Consider the following 18731-nt stretch of genomic DNA (forward strand, 5'->3'; position numbering starts at 1 on the left):
ATTCTATAACTTTTGTCACTTAATGAGTTGTATCTTTTGCGATTTTCAGTTTATTGATATTCCACTAATAGGTTCGTAGTAAGCGCTGTCTTCGCTCTCAAACTTGAGGACTAAAGCCCTTACTACAAATTATTTATTAAAACTACTTTTTCTCTGCGACTTTCAGTTCATATCCGTTCCAGATGTAGCTATCCGGGGAAGAGAAAACCGGAGTGTATTTCACACCTTGAACAGTATTACGCACCGCCACCAAACCCAACGTATTGAACAGGTGAATAAAAGGCAGATACTCTTGAGCGAGACGTTGCGTTTCTGCATAGATGGCTTTGCGCTTTGCTTCGTCAAACTCTCTTGCCCCCTGGACGTAGAGGTCATCAATTTTCTTCTCCCAATCAGCATATTCCCATCCCTCTATGGGGGCTTTGCTTTTTTGGGGTTTTTGATTGAAGACGTGGAAGCTGCCATTTACAGACCAAACATTGGAACCGCTAGCTGGCTCAATACCACCGGTTATAGCTCCGTAATAAGCTTCCCAATCGAGAGTGTTGGAGCGCTTTTCCACGAGTGTACCAAAGTCAAGATACCGTAAATCAACTGTAATGCCCAGCTTACCCAGGTCTTGTTTAATCTTAGGTGTGATTGTCGGTCTACCACCAGAAGACGCATCCATTGTGAAGCGTACGCGATTTCCATCCGCATCTAGCAGCTGACCTTTGCTATCGTATTTAAATCCCGCTCCAAGTAAAAGTTGTTTGGCTTTTTCGGGATTGTAGTCATAAGTTTTGAGACCTTCTTTGGGAGAAAAGTAGTAAGGGCTTTGAACAGAAATCGGTGAGTCTTGCGGTTCACCCAATCCCCGCAGGGTGTTGTTGATCATCGCTTGGCGGTCAATACCGTAGGCGATCGCCTGTCTAAAAGCAACATTGTTAAACCAGCGAGACTTAATCGGATCGACAAGGGGTTTTCCATTCCGACGACCTTTGTTGAGATTAAAGCAAATAAAATTTGTCCCAGAGTCAGGTCCTCCATTTTGGATGGTAAAGTTACCCCGCTTTTCTTCACGCTTGAGCAATTGGAAACTTGCAGGACCAATTTCTTGTAAATCTAACCCGCCAGAGCGAAACTGGATCAACAGTGTTTCAGGCGATTCCACGATTTGCCAGACAATTCGCTCAATATACGGCTGTGGGTTCCCTTGTGCATCCTTCCGCCAGTAGTAAGGGTTGCGCCGAAATATCAAGCGTTCACTCGGTGAGTACCTCTCGATTGTGTAAGGACCATTAACAACAATTTTCTTGGGGTCTGTGCCTGTTCCCCAAGTGGAGAAGAACTGGGGCTGTCCGTCAGATCGATTAGTTTCCACAGCTTGGCGCAGGGAGTGTTCTGGTAAAATTGCTAACCCTGCTGCAACGGTTCGCAAAAAGGGGGAAAATGGTTCCGGCAAAGTAAATTCCACTCGGCGGTTGTCGAGTTTGCTGACTTTGGGAAAAGCCTTACTTTCACCTATGAAAAGACCGTCTTGGTTAGAAGTGGGAATGCGCTTGTTCATATAGATGTCGTTGAAGGAGAACACGACATCATCGACTGTCAACGGTTCCCCGTCCGACCACTTCAACCCTTCGCGCAAGGTAAAGACATACCGCAGCTTATCCTCGGAGATTTCCCAAGACTCAGCCATAGCTGGCTCAAGTTTGCCAGTTGTGCCGTTTTGCACAGCTAATCCCTCGTAAGTAAAACCAGAAATATTGGGGTTCTCTTGAATCAGAGCGTAATTAAAGGTTTTTGGATCGGTCGTAGTCCCGATTACCAACTGTGGAACTTGAGCGGCTTGGGTTTTAAACTGACTGGGATTGCAGCCATTTAAGGCTAACGCTACCCAAATACCCAGTAATCCCAAAATCCAACTACGTCGAAAAATTTGTTTAAAAATACCAAGATTCATAAATATTTACTTTATATTTAAGTAACAAGGCTAATATAGCAATCTATTTCATTTATGAAAATTGACTACCCTTCAGATCCCCGACTTCTTTAAGAAGTCGGGGATCTTGTTTTTCACGAATCATTTAGGATTGCTATATTGTAGCCAATTGAGGTATATTCTAGTGCTGAATGAGGCAGTTTTTCACACCAAAGCTGTGTAAATTAATATGCAGCAGAGTCAATTGGATTGAGACTGTAGCCAACCAAGCAAGTTTTGAGTGTTCCTAAAATATTGAACACCAGTATCTTGTAAAACCTCTGTCACTTCCCGCTTGCCAAATTCTTTAGAATTGCTACTTAAAAATACTTTAGTTTCATCAAGATGCAAGCGTGCGTGGTGAACTATGCACTCTAAAATGAGTTTGTCTATAACGTGTTTTTCTAGAATAGGTCTATTTAAATTTTCCTGAAGGATGCCAGGATTTAATGTAATAATTTCTGCCTTGCTAGAAAGCTGGTTAAAGGCTGAATAAAAACTTTGTTCAATGTCATTTGTTCGTTTATTAAAGCTAATTCTGGCTTGGTCTAGCAGAGTACGAAGTAATTGTGCATTTTGTGAAGTTTTATCTCGTGCTGCCTCATTGATTTGGATGTCCAATCGTCTCAGGAAGTCTTTACTATATTTCTCCTCTTGCTCCAATGTCGTAAGAGCTTCTACATAACAAATACTTGGCACTGCTAAACGGACTGATGTCGGCGTATTTTTCAGTAAGTCTTCTGCTTGAGAATCTTGCCCTTTAGCAATGCTCATCAAAAAATTTGTCTCAACGTAAAGTATCACCGTTTATTATTAATAAGCTTGAGTGGTTCCCTCTTCTAATAACTGCAACAATCCAATTTTTGCCATCTCTTTAGATGCTGGCGATATTTCTGATTTCCAATGATAAGCTAAGTCACGCAGCCAAGCTTCTGTTAATCCTGTAAGGTAAAAACGAAATATTTTTTTCTCGTTGAATTCTGGCTCGTAATGACTCAGTATATCAGCAGTATTAAGGCAGAGAATCGGTTCTGACAAATTCTTTCCGTCCCATTGAAAAATCAGAATGTTCTCCACATCAACAAGCATGACATAAGGAATCAGAGTTCTTACTAGTTGTAAGTAATCAATCAGTCGCAAAACCGCATATATTTTAGTTTTTTCATCTGTAAAATTAAAGGGAAAACCTTTGACTTCAGCTATCAAAATAACTTGCCCTTCTTTATCTAAAGCAACAAAATCTGGGCGGTCTATGTCTTCTAAATTTATAGCTTGCATGGCTGTAATTTCCCACCAAGTTATGTTTTGTTTGCTGCGTCAACCATTGATTTCCATCGTATATCAATCCTAAATCATTGATGGATAACAAGATTCCCGACTTCTTCAAGAAGTCGGGAATCTTGGACAGCACCCACCATACTTGGAAATTTATTCCTGCGTTAACAAGACAACAGCGTAAGCACTAATACCTTCTTCGCGTCCAACGGGACCTAATTTTTCGTTGGTGGTCGCTTTGACGCCAACTTGATTCGGCTGTATTTGTAAAACTTGGGCTATTTTTTCCCGCATCTTCTCAATATGGGGTTTCAATTTTGGACGTTCTGCTACAACCACCGAGTCAATATTACCTATCTGCCAACCACGTTCTTGAACCAGCTGATGGACTTTGCTTAACAGTACCAAACTATCTGCTCCTGCCCATTGGGGGTCTGTGGGAGGAAAATAATGTCCAATATCCCCCAAGGAAAGCGCCCCTAGCATAGCATCCATAATCGCGTGTGTTAGAACATCAGCATCGCTGTGTCCTAGCAAACCCAAGGAGTGAGGAATATTGACTCCGCCCAAAATTAGGGGGCGATCGCTCACCAAGCGGTGGATATCATAGCCGTTACCAATACGAATATTCATTTTTTGGTCATTAGTTATTAGTCATTAGTAGAGACGCGCCATGGCGCGTCTGTACATCTTCTCACAAGTCAAGAGTCAGGTAGAGAACAAAGCAAGTGTTAGGAGTTGTAATTTTTCCCTCCCTCACTCCCTCATCCCCCTCATCCCCCTCATCCCCCTCATCCCCCTCACTCCCCTGCTCCCTTGCTCCCCTGCTTACTCTCCTCCCAACTTTTGAGCAAATCGGGGCGGCGCAGGCGTGTTCTGGTAATTTGTTGTTCGTAGCGCCACTTAGCAATTTCGGCGTGATTGCCAGAAAGTAGAACATCAGGAACTTTCCAGCCGCGAAACACTGCAGGACGGGTATACTGGGGATAGTCCAATAAACCCTCTTCAAAGCTTTCTGCCGTTAGGGACTCAACTTTACTCACAGTTCCCGGTAAGAGGCGCACCACACCATTCATTAATGCCATTGCTGGAATTTCCCCACCAGTGAGAATAAAATCGCCTAAAGAAATCTCACGGTCAACTAAATGCAGCACTCGCTCATCGACTCCTTCGTAATGACCACAAATCACGACCAACTGGTCATAATTCGTCGCTAGTTCTCGCAATAGCGGCTGATTCATCGTTTGACCTTGAGGACTCATCAAAATCACCTCTCTGCGGCATAAAATCGGCAGCGACTCTACAGCGGCAAAGATAGGTTCTGGTTTCATCAGCATTCCCACACCGCCGCCGTAAGGTTCATCATCGACTTTCCGGTGCTTATCGGTGGTAAAGTCCCGTGGATTAATCAGATGCACAGAGGCAATCTGCTTTGCTAGAGCCTTACTTATCAGCCCGGAATTGAGAACAGAGGTAAAACAGTCAGGAAACAGCGTAACTATATCAAAGCGCACAGTATTTCGTATTGGAGAACACTAATCTAAAATTGGATGATTTAAAAATCATGTTGTGTCACAGACATCTCAACATGATAAGCGCGTATCTAAAAGTACCGGAAATATTGGATCTTCCGTGTGAACACAAGTTTTTCTAATTACTTAATTTATGTTTAAATATTGTCACATCTAGATTTAGATTATTAAACTGAACGTTTGTTAACAACTTCCAGGATGCATCAAGCCAGCCTCAGAAGAAAGCGTGTCAAGACCTGCTTTTCTGCCTTTTCTAGGGGTGTAGGCGGTACGGGGTGAGGAAAGCCCCCAAAAATAAATTTGGGGGACTAAATAAAGAATCTGGTTGTTTTTCTCCATGAACAAATTCAGAGACTTCAAATCAAATTTTCGCTCGTCACAGGTGTTCAAACCCCCCTGTTCCCTAACAACCGTACAGGTGGCTCATTGTCGCCGCGTCTTTAGACCCCAACACTTTCCCCTTTTAAGGGCTTTGGTGAAAAACAAGGTGCCAACGAGTGAGGAACGGCAAAGGACACTCCCCACTTCTGAGCATTTTGTGCGTGAAGCACTGTCCTAATCCGAGGCGAAGCGTAAAAAGAATCAGGCGAAAGCTACCTTGTTTAATTCACCTGAAGTTGTTAACAGGAGAAACACAATGCCGCAATTAAAAGCTAAATCGCTGGAAATGAGGACACCCCAAGCAACTAAAACCGCCGTTCTGGTTATCGGAGGCGCAGAAGACAAAGTACATGGACGCGAAATTTTGCGGACATTTGTCAGTCGCTCTGGTGCCAGCAATGCCCATATTACTATTATTCCCTCTGCCTCCCGCGAACCAAGTATCATAGGTGGCAGATATGTCCGTATTTTTGAAGAAATGGGTGCTAAGAAAGTCGAAATCTTAGACATTCGAGAACGAGAGCAATGTGAAGACTCCTACATCCAAGCATCTCTAGAAGGTTGTACGGGAGTATTTTTGACAGGCGGAGACCAATTGCGTCTCTGTGGCGTTTTGTCAGATACGCCAGCAATGAGTATTATCCGCCAGCGGGTCAGGGGTGGACAACTCACCTTGGCAGGCACGAGTGCAGGGGCGGCGGTGATGGGGCATCATATGATAGCAGGTGGCGGTAGTGGTGAATCGCCAAATCGCTCCCTAGTGGATATGGCTACCGGTTTGGGATTTATCCCAGAGATAATCGTAGACCAACACTTCCACAATCGCAATCGTATGGTGCGCTTAGTGAGCGCCCTGGCTGCTCATCCGGATCGGCTTGGTATTGGCATTGATGAAGATACATGTGCCATGTTTGAGCGCGATGGTTGGTTGCAAGTCTTAGGCAAAGGTAGTGTTACGATTGTAGATCCAACCGAAGTAACTCATACCAATGAGCCACACGTAGGAGCAACTGAACCGTTAAATCTCCATAATCTACGGCTACACATTCTCAGTCACGGCGATCGCTATCACTTGTACCAGCGTACAGTATTACCAGCTGTGTACCGAGTTTCCAGCTGACGGCAAACAGTAGCTGAGGTTACACTGGGTTGGCCGCTAAATTCTAGATTGCAGCAGAAAAACAGAGAACAATACGATGTAAGCAGAAAAAACTGTTTACCATGAACAGTTAAGCGGTCAATTCCAGTAAGAAACTAGAATTTTGGTTCCGAATCTCCATCTACCTATTTCCCATGAGAATCCTCAAGATCCAGACTTTACGCGGCCCCAACTATTGGAGCATTCGACGCCACAAGCTGATTGTTATGCGCCTCGATTTGGAAAATATTGCCGAGACGCCCACCAATGAACTTCCCGGCTTTTATGAAGGATTAGTTGAGGCTCTACCCAGTCTGGAAGGTCATTTTTGCTCGCCTGGCTGTCGTGGTGGTTTTTTGATGCGCGTGCGCGAAGGCACCATGATGGGTCATGTTGTGGAACACGTAGCCCTAGAACTACAAGATTTGGCTGGAATGCAAGTAGGCTTTGGTCGAACCCGAGAAACGTCAACATCGGGAGTTTACCAAGTCGTGTTCGAGTATCTCAACGAGGAAGCCGGACGCTACGCTGGTAGAGCAGCAGTACGGCTGTGCCAAAGTATTGTTGATCGGGGTCGCTATCCCAAGGCAGAATTAGAGCAAGATTTGCAAGACCTGAAAGACTTATGGCGTGATGCGGCTTTAGGACCGAGTACGGAAACACTTATCAAAGAAGCAGAAAAAAGAGGCATTCCCTGGATGCAGCTTGGCGCACGTTTTCTGATTCAGTTGGGCTACGGAGTGAATCAAAAGCGTGTACAAGCGACGATGACAGACAATACCGGCATCTTGGGAGTAGAACTCGCCTGCGACAAAGAAGCCACCAAACGCGTTCTTGCTAACGCCGGAGTTCCTGTACCAAGAGGGACCGTGATCAACTTCTTGGACGATTTAGAAGAAGCCATTGAACAAGTTGGCGGCTACCCCATCGTTATCAAACCTTTGGATGGTAATCACGGACGCGGTATCTCCATCAATATCACTTCCAAGGAAGAAGCAGAAGCTGCATACGATTCTGCTAGACAGGTTTCCCGATCAATTATTGTTGAGCGGTATTACACCGGGCGTGACCACCGGGTTCTCGTGGTGGATGGCAAAGTCGTAGCAGTCGCTGAACGCGTGCCAGCTAATGTGATTGGCAATGGCAGATCCACCATCTCTGAACTGATTGAGGAAACGAACAAAGACCCAAACCGTGGTGAAGGACATGATAACGTCCTCACCAAAATTGAACTAGACCGCACCAGCTACCAACTGCTGGAAAAGCAAGGTCGCACGCTTAACACTGTGTTACCTAAGGGCGAAATTTGTTACTTGCGGGCAACGGCAAACTTAAGTACAGGGGGCAGTGCCGTAGACCGTACTGATGAAATCCATCCAGAAAATGTTTGGCTGGCACAACGGATAGTGAAAATTATCGGTTTGGATATTGCCGGAATTGATATTGTGACGTCAGATATTAGCCGTCCCTTACGAGAAGTGGATGGTGTGATTGTCGAAGTTAACGCCGCTCCCGGATTCCGGATGCACGTCGCTCCCAGCCAAGGTATTCCTCGTAATGTCGGGGGAGCAGTGATTGATATGTTGTTTCCATCTGATAAAACCAGCCGCATACCCATTCTTGCCGTCACAGGCACCAATGGCAAAACCACTACAACTCGGCTATTAGCACACATTTTCAAGCAAACTCATAAAGTGGTAGGGTATACAACAACTGATGGAACATATATCGGAGATTACTTGGTGGAGGTGGGAGACAACACTGGTCCCCAAAGTGCGCAGCTGATTCTACAAGACCCAACTGTAGAAGTAGCGGTACTGGAAACTGCTCGTGGTGGTATTCTTCGCTCTGGGCTGGCTTTTGAAAACGCTAATGTGGGCGTAGTCTTAAATGTTACCTCTGACCACCTGGGAATAGGCGACATTGATCATATTGAACAGTTGGCGCATCTCAAAAGTGTCGTCGCTGAAGCAGTGTTTCCCGACGGTTACGCAGTCCTGAATGCTGATGATCCCCGAGTTGCTGCTATGGCAGAAAAAACAAAAGCGAATATTGCTTACTTCACCATGAACCCTGATGCGGAATTGGTGCGAAAGCACATTCAACAGGGAGGAGTCGCCGCAGTTTATGAAAATGGCTATCTATCCATATTAAAAGGCGACTGGACGCACCGGATAGAACGAGCAGAAAATATACCCCTAACAATGGGCGGACGTGCGCCGTTTATGATAGCCAACGCTTTAGCAGCTTCTTTGGCAGCATTCGTGCAAAATGTTTCCATAGAGCAAATTCGTGCTGGTTTGAATAGCTTTCGCGCCTCGGTGAGTCAAACACCAGGACGGATGAATTTATTTAATTTGGGAAACTACCACGCGTTGGTAGATTATGCCCACAACCCAGCCAGTTATGCAGCATTAGGCGCTTTCGTCCGCAATTGGACTTCTGGTAAACGTGTTGGGGTCATCGGCGGACCAGGCGATCGCCGCGACGAAGACTTTATCATGTTAGGCAAACTAGCAGCAGAAATTTTTGACTCAATCATCGTCAAAGAAGATGATGACACCAGGGGACGGGTGCGGGGTACAGCTGCTGATTTGATTGTTCGGGGCATTAAAGAAGTCAATCCCAACCAGGAGTATGAAACAATTCTTAATGAAACTGAAGCGGTTAACAAAGCCTTGGACACTGCCCCAGATAACAGTTTAGTCGTCATTTTGCCAGAAAGCATCAACCGCGCTATTAAGCTAATTACAGCGCGTGGAGTCGTCAAAGAAGAGATAACCCAACAAAATACCAACTCGCCCACTGTAGATTCCCAAATTGGGGTACCATCTTCTATGGTAAATACACTATTATGAGTTCTAAAAAAGGAAGAAAGAAGATAGAACTTCATTCTTCAACTTTCTTTCTTCACTCTTCTGTTTTTTCCGGATTAGTATCGTCACTGGGATTCTTCAGTTCCTCCTTAAAACCCCGCAAAGTTTTGCCCAGTGCGCTGCCTAATTCTGGAATTTTTTTTGGTCCAAAAATGATCACAGCGACCAGCGCAATTATACCGACTTCTGGCCATCCCAATCCAAACATAAGTTTCTCCTATCTACGTAACCAAGCAACAGACCTTCATTCACTATAGACATATGTGCTCAGGCTACCACCAATCTCACAGACTTCGAGCCAAAATTTGGGTTTTTTTGGTTACTGCAGCAGAATATCTCGTATAATTATAAGAAAAATTACAAATTCTCAAGATTTGTATATTTCACGAAAACTCGCAAGACAAAGATTGTAAGAAATAAAGAAAATATTAATATTTGGCTTTTTCAATCTGTTTGTTTGAAGTCGAATGATATTTACCACTTTTTTTGATAAAAATCACGCTCGGAGTCGTATTTCCATGGAATTACTTCCACGACCTCAGCATAACAACCAACGACGCTTAAAGTTGGAGCCTGAGCCACCGTTGAATGTGCCACAACTTTCCGTTTTTGAGCAACCAGATATTGAAAATGATAATACCTTAGGACCTTGTCTTTGGAACGATTTACCAAAGAAGAAGCGACACCAACGTGTTGCCATTTTTATTGATGGCGCAAACTTGTTTTACGCAGCGATGCACCTCAATATTGAAATTGATTACACAAAACTGTTACGCTATCTCACAAACGAGCGTCAACTGCTTAGGGCTTACTTCTACACAGGTGTTGATTCTACAAATGAAAAACAGCAAGGCTTTCTCCTCTGGATGCGTCGCAATGGCTATCGTGTGGTGACCAAAGAACTCATTGAACTGCCAAATGGCTCCAAGAAAGCGGATTTGGATGTAGAAATTGCCGTCGATATGATCACACTTGCAAGGTACTGCGATACTTTGGTTTTGTTGAGTGGAGATGGCGATCTGAGCTATGCGGTTAATGCTATCAGCTACCAAGGAGTTCAAGTGGAAGTTGTTGGTTTAAGTTCAATGACCAATGAAAGTCTGATTAAGGTTGCTGACTCTTATACTGACCTTGAATTGATCAAACAAGACATTCAAAAAAAGAATGTCGGTTGGGTTGAACGGAGTAAAAGCCAACGCCAAGTAAAATGATAGGCGTTTTTAGTTCCAGCAACAGATTGCGTAGCGGTTAACGAATTTGCCTGGAGGCAAAACGCTTTTAGGCGAGCTATAGAAATAAGCTCTAAGAAATATTAGCAAAATTCAAACAGTGATACAGCAGAACTCAGAACTCAGGCTTCGCCGTGAGCTCTGCCGAACGGAGTCAGAAGTCAGCAGTAAAATTTGCTCTCTGTCTGATTTGTAGATAACAACGTTGTACTTCATTTACTTGCAATGTGCTGTAATTGCTAAGCTTATTTGTGATCCAAGCTACCAACACCGATAAGAACCGTTTATCTATAAACCTTCTTTAAATCAAAAGTCGCTTTGGTAAAGTCACTGTTACCTTAGTTCCTTTTCCCTCCTGACTTTCTAAGGCAATATCGCCGCCATGTAACTCTACACAAGCGTTAGCAATGGCTAGTCCCAATCCAGTTCCAGGGATTGTATCAACGTTACTTCCACGACTGAAAGCTTGAAACAAGTTGTCTTGATCGTCTATTGGTATACCAATTCCCTGATCTTTGACGGAAAAGATAACTTGTGAGTCATTCCCAATCAGGTGAAACTCTATCTTGCCTCCATCTGGCGAGTACTTAATCGCATTGGACATTAAGTTCACAAAGATTTGCCGCAAAAGTAAACCATCGCCCCAGAAGTCCTTGTGATTTCCAGTCATCTTATAAATCAATTCATGGCGAGAACTCAATTTTTCTCGCTGCTCTTCTATCAAATCAGAAAAAAAGTGGCACAAATCAAGCGGCTGGGGCTTAAATTGCGCTTTATTCAAGTCAAATTGATAAAACACAAGCAAATCATCGACCAATTTCCCCATCTGGCGGGCTTTCTGTTCAATAATTTGCAGCAACCTCTGGTGTTTCGATTCATCCAGCCTATCGCCATGCTGCTTTAAAGTTGATGCTGCAGCAAGAATAGAAGCTAACGGCGTTCGATACTCGTAAGAAACCGTTGTGATAATTTGGGATTTAAATGCGTTAAGTTTCTGTTCTCTCATAAGAGCTGCTTGTGTTTGGGCAAGCAGTTCTGCCTGTTGAATAATCAGACGTTGTCTTTCCCTTGTTTGGCTAAGCACACTTTGTAAGTGCGCGTGCTGAATCACGTTGCGGACTGCTAATTGTAGCACATCTGCTTTGAGACGTTGCTTGCTCAGGTAATCTTGGGCACCCTTTTTCATAGCTTGTACGGCGAGATTTTCATCACCTTGCCCTGTCAGCATAATCACGGGCGCGGGAACCTCAAATGTCTCCTGCTTGAGCTGATCGAGGATTTCTAGCCCAGTCATATCAGGTAGGGAAAAATCGAGTAAAATCACATCGCACAGTATTTCCTGGAACAAAGCAAGCCCGTCCTTCGCCGAGTCTGCTTCCAAAATTTGGTAGGACTGGTGAGGATCTTTCAAAAGATATCGACGATAGATTCTCCGATCCTCTGGACAATCATCAATGATGAGTAACGTCCTGGTTTCTGGCATAGAACGATAAGGAAGAGTTATTTTACTCCTTCAACAAGCTTCTCACATATCATATAATTTTTAACAAAATTTAATTTAAATCTAAATAAATTTAAAATAGGCAGTGTTCGTCTTAGCTTTCTAATGAGTCATGAACCAGCATGGGGGGAGTATTTGCCTCTAACCAATAATTTACAAATGCCTGAATTGTCTTTTGCAACTCTTGAGCATTTATTGGCTTTATGAGATAGCCATTTGCGCCTTTTTGGTAGCAGAGTTCAATATCCTTTGGGTTAGATGATGTGGTGAAAACAATAATGGGGATTTTCCTAAGGCTGCTATCTTGCTTCAGCCGTTCCAAGATGTCACGACCATCAATACCTGGTAAATTCAGATCTAGCAGAATAACAGAAGGTCGTGGTGCTCTATTAGGGTCTTGATAATTCCCCTCTTGATAGAGAAACTCTAAAACCTCATCCCCGTTAGTACAGCGATATATAGGGTTTTGGACAGCCATCCGCCGCATCAGGCGTTGCAGCATCCTAAAATCCTCATTGCTGTCCTCAACAACCAGCAGTGGTTCATTGAGTTTTTTTATCATTTGTTGTCTTCAAAGAATGTAATAAAAATACACTTCTTTTAAAAACATTTTAAACTATTCGAGCGTAAAATAAAACGTTGAGCCAACATCCACGACCGACTCAACCCAGATACGACCACCGTGACGCTCAACAATCTTCTTAGAAATGGCAAGCCCCGCACCGGCACCTCCACCATACTTTTCCTGAGAGTGTAGCCGCTTGAAGAGTCGGAAAATACTCTCGTGGTGATGTTCTGGAATACCAATGCCGTTATCTCGTATATAAAAGACAAAGGGTACTGAGGTTTCCCCTTGCTCTTCAGCATTCAAGTAACCAATTTCAACGCATTTTTCTGGCTTGTCATTGTATTTTAAAGCATTGATAATCAGGTTACTAAACACTTCGCTAACGAGAACTGGGTCACATTCAATTGTAGGCAAAGGTCTGGGTATGCGAATATTGAACTGACCTTGCGGACGACTGGCACGTAAAAGATGAATCACTTGATCAAGTAATTCGTTGAGGTCAGTTGCTTGTAGCTGCAGTTTCGCTTGCCCTAACTGGGAGAGTCGCAGCAGGGAATTGATCAGAGTTTCCATCCGTTGAGACAAGGAAACCACTGTCTGTAAGTACTCAATTCCATCCTCATCCAGCAGTTGGGCGTAGTCTTCCAGCAGCACAGTTGAGTAGTTGTGGATGCCGCGCAAAGGTTCCTTTAAATCGTGGGAAGCAGCGAAGGCAAAGGAAGCGAGCTCGCGGTTGCTGCGCTCTAACTCCAGATTCATTCTGGCTAACTCATCTGCCTTAGAAAGTACAATGCCGACGATCGCATTCCGAAGAGCAAGAGCGCTGTCGATTTCACACGGTTTCCAAGGCAGCGAAGTCAATCGAACCGTTTGTTGCCAACGTTCAAACGATGCTCGCGGGCAAAGTTTAACATTACCATTGGCATCAACCTGAATCGATTCATCTGGGTTACCTGCCCAGCTTACCGTTTGGATGACTTCGGGACGAAACCAGAGGATGTAATAACGCCGAACTTTAGAAATTCGCAAAAGCAGCAAACCACTTGCCGTATTTTTGAAAGCAACAGCTTCTGGGTAAAGCTTGGGCAGAGAATCAGTGGAAAATAAATTGTCCCCGTTTGAAGCATCTGCCCAATCAATCAGAAGACGAACCTGCTCAATATTTGGTGTTGCTCCCAAAAGCGTAATCTCATCATCCAGATAAACTGCTGCTCCTTGAGCATCGACAACATCTAGCAAGCTAGGCTGGGGATTGACAAGCGCTTCTCGAAAATTGTCTGCTTGGGAAATCGACTCTATAAAATCAGACTGTAGCGACTGAAGCCTTACCCTATAGTCCAATTGCGACTGATTGACTTTGTGTTCTAGTTCTCGCGACACAATCTGCCCCAAAAATTCGCAAATTTTGCGCACTTCGTAAGGAATATGCTTATGTGTTTGATGATGGCAGGAAATTAATCCCCAAAGCTTTTGCTCTTTAATGAGTGCTATCACCAGCATGGCTGCTACATCCATGTTTTGATGGTATTCAACACAGCAGGGGTGAGCGCTCCTGAGGACGCAAAAGCTTAAGTCAACAGGTCTAGAATGCGTTTCGGAATTTTCAACTGAAACGAGTTCGACAGGTTGGGCATTCAAATTGGGAATGAATCGTAGCAAATTACGCTTGTATAACTCCCTAACTTGCTCAGGGAGATCCGTAGCGGGATAGTGCAGCCCTAAATAAGGTGATAAATCATGACGTTTGACTTCGGCAACTACGGAACCCGCTCCCACATGGTCAAATTCATAGACCATCACTCTGTCAAAGCCTGTAATTTTTTGTACTTCGGATGCAACAAGTTGCAAAAAATCTGTGAGGTTTGATGTTTTTCGCATTTTGGCGATCGCCTCACCCGCCAAAGCATGGAAGCTCAAAAAGCTGATTTCGTTGACAGAGTCAGTTGGTTCTAGCTCAAGAATCAGAGTACTTTCTGTACGATGAGCTATACCGTCAAAGTATTGCTTACCTTTTGAAGTCTGGATAGACAGCTTAAAGGAATTGACACGACCTCTTTCTTGTTGCCAGCATTGCTCAATAGCCTTGACTTGTTCTGAGTTAAGCAAATCGCTAAGGGGTTGACCGAGTAAATCGTTTGGCTTTTTGCCCAATAAGTCCTCAGTATTGTTGCTCACTTGCAAGATGACTAACTGGGGATTGAGCGCCATTAGTAAGCCATGAGGCTGGATCGAGATGGAAAATTCAATTGGTTCGTGCTGAATGAGATTTGTAATTTGGGTAGGGGTGACTTCAGATTGGCTCATAGCTCGATTTATCAGAACCAAACTTGTTTTTTACAACATTGTAATTAAATTTTACATTATTAAACATTTTTTAAACCTTTAATAAGAAAGTAGCCATCATCAAGTAGGTACACCATAACCGATGAAAATCTCCTTCTCCTCTGCACGGGGTGCTATTTTCATTCCTGTGTCAGTGATAGACCCAACCAATCGCTTAATTCATGAGCAAGCCATTCAATTTCCGGTTCAGACTTAATTGGACCATAACCACCGCCAAGCTGATACTTGTGCACTCCAGCCCAAATGATCAGTTGAGGGGAAATTTCAAATCTGTTGCCTTCAGAGTCTGTTGTAAACGTTTTCGGCGAGTACACCAACTTAGTGATATCCTGTATTCGTGCTGAAGCAACACGATTGAATTTTAATCCCAACAATTCCCAAATAAAGGTAATTTTTTCCCGATTTAAACGAAGTCGTGTCCGTCTGAATAAAGGAAATAGAATCGCAGATAACATCTGAAAACCAGCACCCCAAAACGGAAGTGAGAACAAAGCAAAAGGTATGTTTGCTGGAAAAGGTGCAGCGATCGCGTTAACTGTCCAAAAAAGAATAAAAGAATTCCAGGCGATCGCAAACAAAACCATGAACGTCATCGACGGTTGAAAACCAGTTGGTGGAATCAGAATATCTAAAGAATTTTCATCTTTCTTAAGTTTGATTTTGCTACCAGCTGGTTGAGTCATTCTGATGGTTAAACTACGCCCAGACTGATTTTTGTTGAGCTTTGAAAAGACAAGTTGTCTTGACTGCTCTTGGGTTTTGCTTATCCAATCGTTTCCATCCCAATACCAAGTCGCTCTAATCCAGTCTAGATAGTCCATTTCTTCTGGATGTGGTTGTTGTAACAGTGGATGCTCTAAAGCTGCTAGCGCTTCACGCGCAGAACCCAACCGTCGCTCTAAACTGGGTTCGCTCATCCACTTCAACCACTCACTCAAGGCGGGACTGAGAATTGCAGCTTGCTCAAAGTCAATCCGGAAGTTCTTTTGGGGTAAATCAGCAGGTTGCGTCCCTGTGACTAAGTAAATTAAAGTTGCACCCAAGCTGTAAAGGTCAGACGCCGGAACTGTGCGTCCACCAAATTGCTCTGGTGGCATATACCCATAAGTTCCGACTACAGTTATTGTCCCAACTTCACCTGCAGCCACAGTCTGCACCGAGCCAAAATCCACCAAGTATATTTGACCTACATTATTGCCAGAGCGGTTGGTTAGCAAAATATTGCTAGGCTTAATATCACGATGGATTGTCGGCGGTTTTTGCTCATGTAAGTAAATGAGAATTTTTAAAAGTGCTTTAGCTATTTGTTTGACTTCTGCTTCAGTAAAAGTACGCCCAGCTTTTATGTATTGCTCCAACGTTTGTGCGCTTATATAAGTCTGTACTAAAGCAAAGCCTTTTATATTTGATGAAGTTACCTCAAAATAATCTAAATAGCGAGGAATAGATGGATGTGCTATTTTTTTTAAAGTTTCGGCTTCTCGCTCAAATAGCTTGAGATCATCCCACTCAAAATCACTGCTAAAACAGAGTAACTTGACAACCACGAATTCATTTGTCAGGAGATCACGAGCCAGAAGCGTCTGTCGCCCAGCTTTTTTACCCAATTGCTGCTGTACTTCGTAGCGATCGCCTAATACTTGACCATTCATTAGGATTACTTATGGCTAAAAATTGAAAACCTGTTTCTTCATTGTATTTTCCTAAGCTAGGCAAATATATATTTTTAACATAATTGTACGGTTCTTTGCCGTTCCACATTCTCTGTGGGAAAAAAGGGTACTGTTCATCCTTGTCACGAGGTTCCGGCGAGCGAAAAACAGCACGAGCGTATTTACCACGCGTAAACGAGGGGGCTTGACGATCAACACCTCAGCTTTGCTAGTTTTTCTCTTCGCAAGACGGCGTCAGCCCTTGTTTTTCCAATTTGGCGCTTTTGCTTCGCTTCGCTCAAGGCTACGGCTCACTATGACGCTTTGCGATTTTGAATGCGTGAATTGCTTATGCCCTCCCAACTTTGGCCTTATATTACTCCTGGTATTCCAGATGATTTGTTCGAGCGCTTGCCAGGAATTCCCCTAAGCAAGCGAGAAATTAGACTGCTGTTACTTGCGCAACTGCGCCTTTTACCTGATACCGTGTTATGGGACATTGGCGCAGGGACGGGAACGATTGCAGTAGAAGCGGGGTTGCTATCTCCAGGTGGGCAAATCATCGCTGTAGAACGGGATGAAGAGGTCGCCAACTTGATTCGGCGCAACTGCGATCGCTTTGAAGTGAACAATGTCGAAGTCATTGAAGGAAGCGCGCCTGAGTGTTTACAACACCTAAAGGTTGCTCCTGATCGCGTTTGTATTGAAGGAGGACGTTCCGTCCAAGAAATTATGAAAGCCGTGTGGCGTTACTTGCTCCCCTCAGGTCGAGTTGTCGCCACAACTGCTAATCTAGAAGGTCTGTATGCTATTTCTCAAAGCTTTGCCCAGTTGCAAGCTAGAAATATTGAAGTCATCCAGTCGGCTGTGAATCGCTTGGAGACGCGAGGTTCTTCTCAGAGTTTTACTGCTGTCAACCCCATTTTTATCCTCAGTGGTGAGAAACTAGACTAGAAATCAAAGTACGAAGAAAGAAGAAGCAAGAAAGAAGATGCAATTTCTTCATTCTTCATTCTTCATTCTTCATTCTTCATTCTTCATTTTTCACTCTTTTGCCCATGCCTTGGTCTCGGATTTTTAGTGGAATTGTTGCAATAGCCCTTGCTTTGACTGCGACCCTTTTGGGTGGATGGTACTTTACTATTTTGTTTGCGGTTATCGTCTTTCTAGGTCAACTAGAATATTTTGATTTGGTGCGAGCAAAAGGTATGGCTCCTGCTGCTAAAACCACCATGTTTGTTAGCCAAATCTTGCTGGTCATTTGTACTTTGAATGGCAACTTAGCTGATGCCGTAACGCCACTGGCTGGCACTTTTATTTGTTTTTACCTGCTGTTTCAGCCAAAAATGGCAACAATAGCGGATATTGCCGCTTCCATTTTGGGCCTATTTTACACTGGGTACCTGCCAAGTTACTGGGTGCGGTTGCGATCGCTTGATGGTACAGCCATCACCAATCTACCTATCAGTGATTACCTGTCCACACTTTGGACAAATATTCAAAACCGAGACTTTGGTTCTCTTCCCCAAGGTTTGACAGCAACAGCACTCACCTTCGTTTGTATTTGGGCAACTGACATTGGTGCTTATATCATTGGTAAATTCTTTGGGAAAACTCCTTTGTCGGAGATTAGTCCGAAAAAAACAGTCGAAGGAGCTGTTTTTGGTGTTGCAGCCAGCGTCTTCGTAGCTGTGGTTGCAGCCTATTACCTCCATTTGCCTAGATTCCCGTTTACTGGTATCGCACTAGGTTTGCTCATTGGCATTGCTGGCCTTTTGGGCGATCTTACCGAATCTATGCTTAAGCGCGATGCAGGGGTAAAGGATTCAGGGCAATTAATCCCCGGTCACGGAGGTATCTTGGATCGTACGGATAGCTATATTTTTACTGCTCCTTTGGTTTACTATTTTGTGACGCTTCTGTTGCCGTTGCTAACAAATCAGTAATTGATACTCCCGCCTTATGCCCAACGGGCAGGCTACGCGTGATGCCTAAGCTCCAAAGCTCCGACTTAGCAGCCACGCAATCACAACATCGTGTTGCTCAAGTCCTGGTTATGTTGCGATCAGAAAAAGAACTGATATTAACAGGCTATCAAGTTAAAAGGATGTTTGAAAAGTTATTGGCGAATATAATTCGCTACGAAACAAGCAAAGTCCACCTCGATGGACGAATGCAGGCATCAAGGGTTTGCTGCTGCTAAAGAGCGGAGGGAGGTTTCGTGTAGTCCCGAAACGTAGTTAAACGGTGTCAACCATAGTTTTTGGGTTCAAAAT

Annotated in this window: 16 protein-coding genes; 6 read left to right on the top strand and 10 right to left on the bottom strand. The window is 43.9% G+C overall.

The features are described 5' to 3' along the window. Positions 1-142: 142 nt before the first annotated feature. The 5 genes from ACM0OZ_RS32290 to trmD form a co-directional block, all read right to left on the bottom strand. Positions 143-1942 (bottom strand): ABC transporter substrate-binding protein, encoded by a 1800-nt coding sequence (locus ACM0OZ_RS32290; protein WP_414586917.1) that lies wholly within the window; start codon positions 1940-1942, stop codon positions 143-145. 219 nt (positions 1943-2161) lie between these two features. Next, positions 2162-2764, bottom strand: coding sequence for a PIN domain-containing protein (locus ACM0OZ_RS32295; RefSeq protein WP_414586918.1), 603 nt, complete (start codon positions 2762-2764; stop codon positions 2162-2164). A 9-nt stretch (positions 2765-2773) separates the two neighbouring features. After that, on the bottom strand, positions 2774-3238 hold the full coding sequence (locus ACM0OZ_RS32300; protein WP_414586919.1) for a hypothetical protein: 465 nt from the start codon (positions 3236-3238) through the stop codon (positions 2774-2776). 150 nt (positions 3239-3388) lie between these two features. Further along, on the bottom strand, positions 3389-3868 hold the full coding sequence (ispF, locus tag ACM0OZ_RS32305) for a 2-C-methyl-D-erythritol 2,4-cyclodiphosphate synthase (RefSeq protein WP_414586920.1): 480 nt from the start codon (positions 3866-3868) through the stop codon (positions 3389-3391). A 167-nt stretch (positions 3869-4035) separates the two neighbouring features. Then, a complete protein-coding gene (trmD, locus tag ACM0OZ_RS32310) occupies positions 4036-4749 on the bottom strand; it encodes a tRNA (guanosine(37)-N1)-methyltransferase TrmD (protein WP_414586921.1) in 714 nt (237 codons plus the stop codon). Positions 4750-5404: 655 nt separating this feature from the next. Between trmD and ACM0OZ_RS32315 the strand changes: the two genes are divergently transcribed. Both ACM0OZ_RS32315 and cphA read left to right on the top strand, forming a co-directional pair. Further along, entirely contained in the window at positions 5405-6268 is an 864-nt protein-coding gene (locus ACM0OZ_RS32315; protein WP_414586922.1) for a cyanophycinase, read from the top strand. A 173-nt stretch (positions 6269-6441) separates the two neighbouring features. After that, the gene (cphA, locus tag ACM0OZ_RS32320) at positions 6442-9144 is read left to right on the top strand and encodes a cyanophycin synthetase (RefSeq protein WP_414586923.1); all 2703 of its coding nucleotides are present in this window, start codon (positions 6442-6444) and stop codon (positions 9142-9144) included. Between the two features lie 52 nt (positions 9145-9196). On the opposite strand, the gene ACM0OZ_RS32325 is transcribed toward cphA, so the two are convergent. After that, the gene (locus ACM0OZ_RS32325; RefSeq protein ID WP_041036870.1) at positions 9197-9370 is read right to left on the bottom strand and encodes a twin-arginine translocase TatA/TatE family subunit; all 174 of its coding nucleotides are present in this window, start codon (positions 9368-9370) and stop codon (positions 9197-9199) included. A 310-nt stretch (positions 9371-9680) separates the two neighbouring features. Here ACM0OZ_RS32325 and ACM0OZ_RS32330 point away from each other — a divergent pair, with 310 nt between their 5' ends. Then, entirely contained in the window at positions 9681-10373 is a 693-nt protein-coding gene (locus ACM0OZ_RS32330) for an NYN domain-containing protein (RefSeq protein ID WP_414586924.1), read from the top strand. Positions 10374-10692: 319 nt separating this feature from the next. On the opposite strand, the gene ACM0OZ_RS32335 is transcribed toward ACM0OZ_RS32330, so the two are convergent. From ACM0OZ_RS32335 to ACM0OZ_RS32350, 4 genes are all read right to left on the bottom strand, one after another. Continuing rightward, entirely contained in the window at positions 10693-11874 is a 1182-nt protein-coding gene (locus ACM0OZ_RS32335) for an ATP-binding protein (RefSeq protein ID WP_414586925.1), read from the bottom strand. A 112-nt stretch (positions 11875-11986) separates the two neighbouring features. After that, positions 11987-12454 carry a response regulator gene (locus tag ACM0OZ_RS32340; protein WP_414586926.1) on the bottom strand — a complete coding sequence of 156 codons (468 nt, stop codon included), beginning with the start codon at positions 12452-12454 and terminating at the stop codon, positions 11987-11989. Between the two features lie 54 nt (positions 12455-12508). Beyond that, on the bottom strand, positions 12509-14764 hold the full coding sequence (locus ACM0OZ_RS32345) for an ATP-binding protein (RefSeq protein WP_414586927.1): 2256 nt from the start codon (positions 14762-14764) through the stop codon (positions 12509-12511). 158 nt (positions 14765-14922) lie between these two features. Further along, positions 14923-16455, bottom strand: a complete 1533-nt coding sequence (locus tag ACM0OZ_RS32350) for a serine/threonine protein kinase (RefSeq protein ID WP_414586928.1) — start codon at positions 16453-16455, stop codon at positions 14923-14925. 351 nt (positions 16456-16806) lie between these two features. Here ACM0OZ_RS32350 and cbiT point away from each other — a divergent pair, with 351 nt between their 5' ends. The 3 genes from cbiT to ACM0OZ_RS32365 all read left to right on the top strand — a co-directional run bounded on the left by cbiT (position 16807) and on the right by ACM0OZ_RS32365 (position 18658). Next, positions 16807-17409 carry a precorrin-6Y C5,15-methyltransferase subunit CbiT gene (cbiT, locus tag ACM0OZ_RS32355; RefSeq protein ID WP_414586929.1) on the top strand — a complete coding sequence of 201 codons (603 nt, stop codon included), beginning with the start codon at positions 16807-16809 and terminating at the stop codon, positions 17407-17409. 104 nt (positions 17410-17513) lie between these two features. Continuing rightward, a complete protein-coding gene (locus ACM0OZ_RS32360) occupies positions 17514-18401 on the top strand; it encodes a phosphatidate cytidylyltransferase (protein ID WP_414586931.1) in 888 nt (295 codons plus the stop codon). Between the two features lie 41 nt (positions 18402-18442). Next, a complete protein-coding gene (locus ACM0OZ_RS32365) occupies positions 18443-18658 on the top strand; it encodes a hypothetical protein (RefSeq protein WP_414586932.1) in 216 nt (71 codons plus the stop codon). The last annotated feature ends 73 nt before the right edge of the window (positions 18659-18731 follow it).

Origin of the sequence: Scytonema sp. PCC 10023 (assembly GCF_963920835.1) — a bacterium.
GTDB lineage: Bacteria > Cyanobacteriota > Cyanobacteriia > Cyanobacteriales > Nostocaceae > Kalymmatonema.

What these genes read in the sequence shown, in the direction of transcription:
- ACM0OZ_RS32330 (WP_414586924.1), top strand. Translation starts at nt 9,681, where the DNA reads ATGGAATTACTTCCACGACCTCAGCATAACAACCAACGACGCTTAAAG.
- ACM0OZ_RS32365 (WP_414586932.1), top strand. Translation starts at nt 18,443, where the DNA reads ATGCCTAAGCTCCAAAGCTCCGACTTAGCAGCCACGCAATCACAACAT.
- ACM0OZ_RS32325 (WP_041036870.1), bottom strand. Translation starts at nt 9,370, where the DNA reads ATGTTTGGATTGGGATGGCCAGAAGTCGGTATAATTGCGCTGGTCGCT.
- cphA (WP_414586923.1), top strand. Translation starts at nt 6,442, where the DNA reads ATGAGAATCCTCAAGATCCAGACTTTACGCGGCCCCAACTATTGGAGC.
- ACM0OZ_RS32315 (WP_414586922.1), top strand. Translation starts at nt 5,405, where the DNA reads ATGCCGCAATTAAAAGCTAAATCGCTGGAAATGAGGACACCCCAAGCA.
- ACM0OZ_RS32350 (WP_414586928.1), bottom strand. Translation starts at nt 16,455, where the DNA reads ATGAATGGTCAAGTATTAGGCGATCGCTACGAAGTACAGCAGCAATTG.
- ACM0OZ_RS32360 (WP_414586931.1), top strand. Translation starts at nt 17,514, where the DNA reads ATGCCTTGGTCTCGGATTTTTAGTGGAATTGTTGCAATAGCCCTTGCT.
- ACM0OZ_RS32300 (WP_414586919.1), bottom strand. Translation starts at nt 3,238, where the DNA reads ATGCAAGCTATAAATTTAGAAGACATAGACCGCCCAGATTTTGTTGCT.
- ACM0OZ_RS32345 (WP_414586927.1), bottom strand. Translation starts at nt 14,764, where the DNA reads ATGAGCCAATCTGAAGTCACCCCTACCCAAATTACAAATCTCATTCAG.
- cbiT (WP_414586929.1), top strand. Translation starts at nt 16,807, where the DNA reads ATGCCCTCCCAACTTTGGCCTTATATTACTCCTGGTATTCCAGATGAT.
- ACM0OZ_RS32290 (WP_414586917.1), bottom strand. Translation starts at nt 1,942, where the DNA reads ATGAATCTTGGTATTTTTAAACAAATTTTTCGACGTAGTTGGATTTTG.
- ispF (WP_414586920.1), bottom strand. Translation starts at nt 3,868, where the DNA reads ATGAATATTCGTATTGGTAACGGCTATGATATCCACCGCTTGGTGAGC.
- ACM0OZ_RS32340 (WP_414586926.1), bottom strand. Translation starts at nt 12,454, where the DNA reads ATGATAAAAAAACTCAATGAACCACTGCTGGTTGTTGAGGACAGCAAT.
- ACM0OZ_RS32335 (WP_414586925.1), bottom strand. Translation starts at nt 11,874, where the DNA reads ATGCCAGAAACCAGGACGTTACTCATCATTGATGATTGTCCAGAGGAT.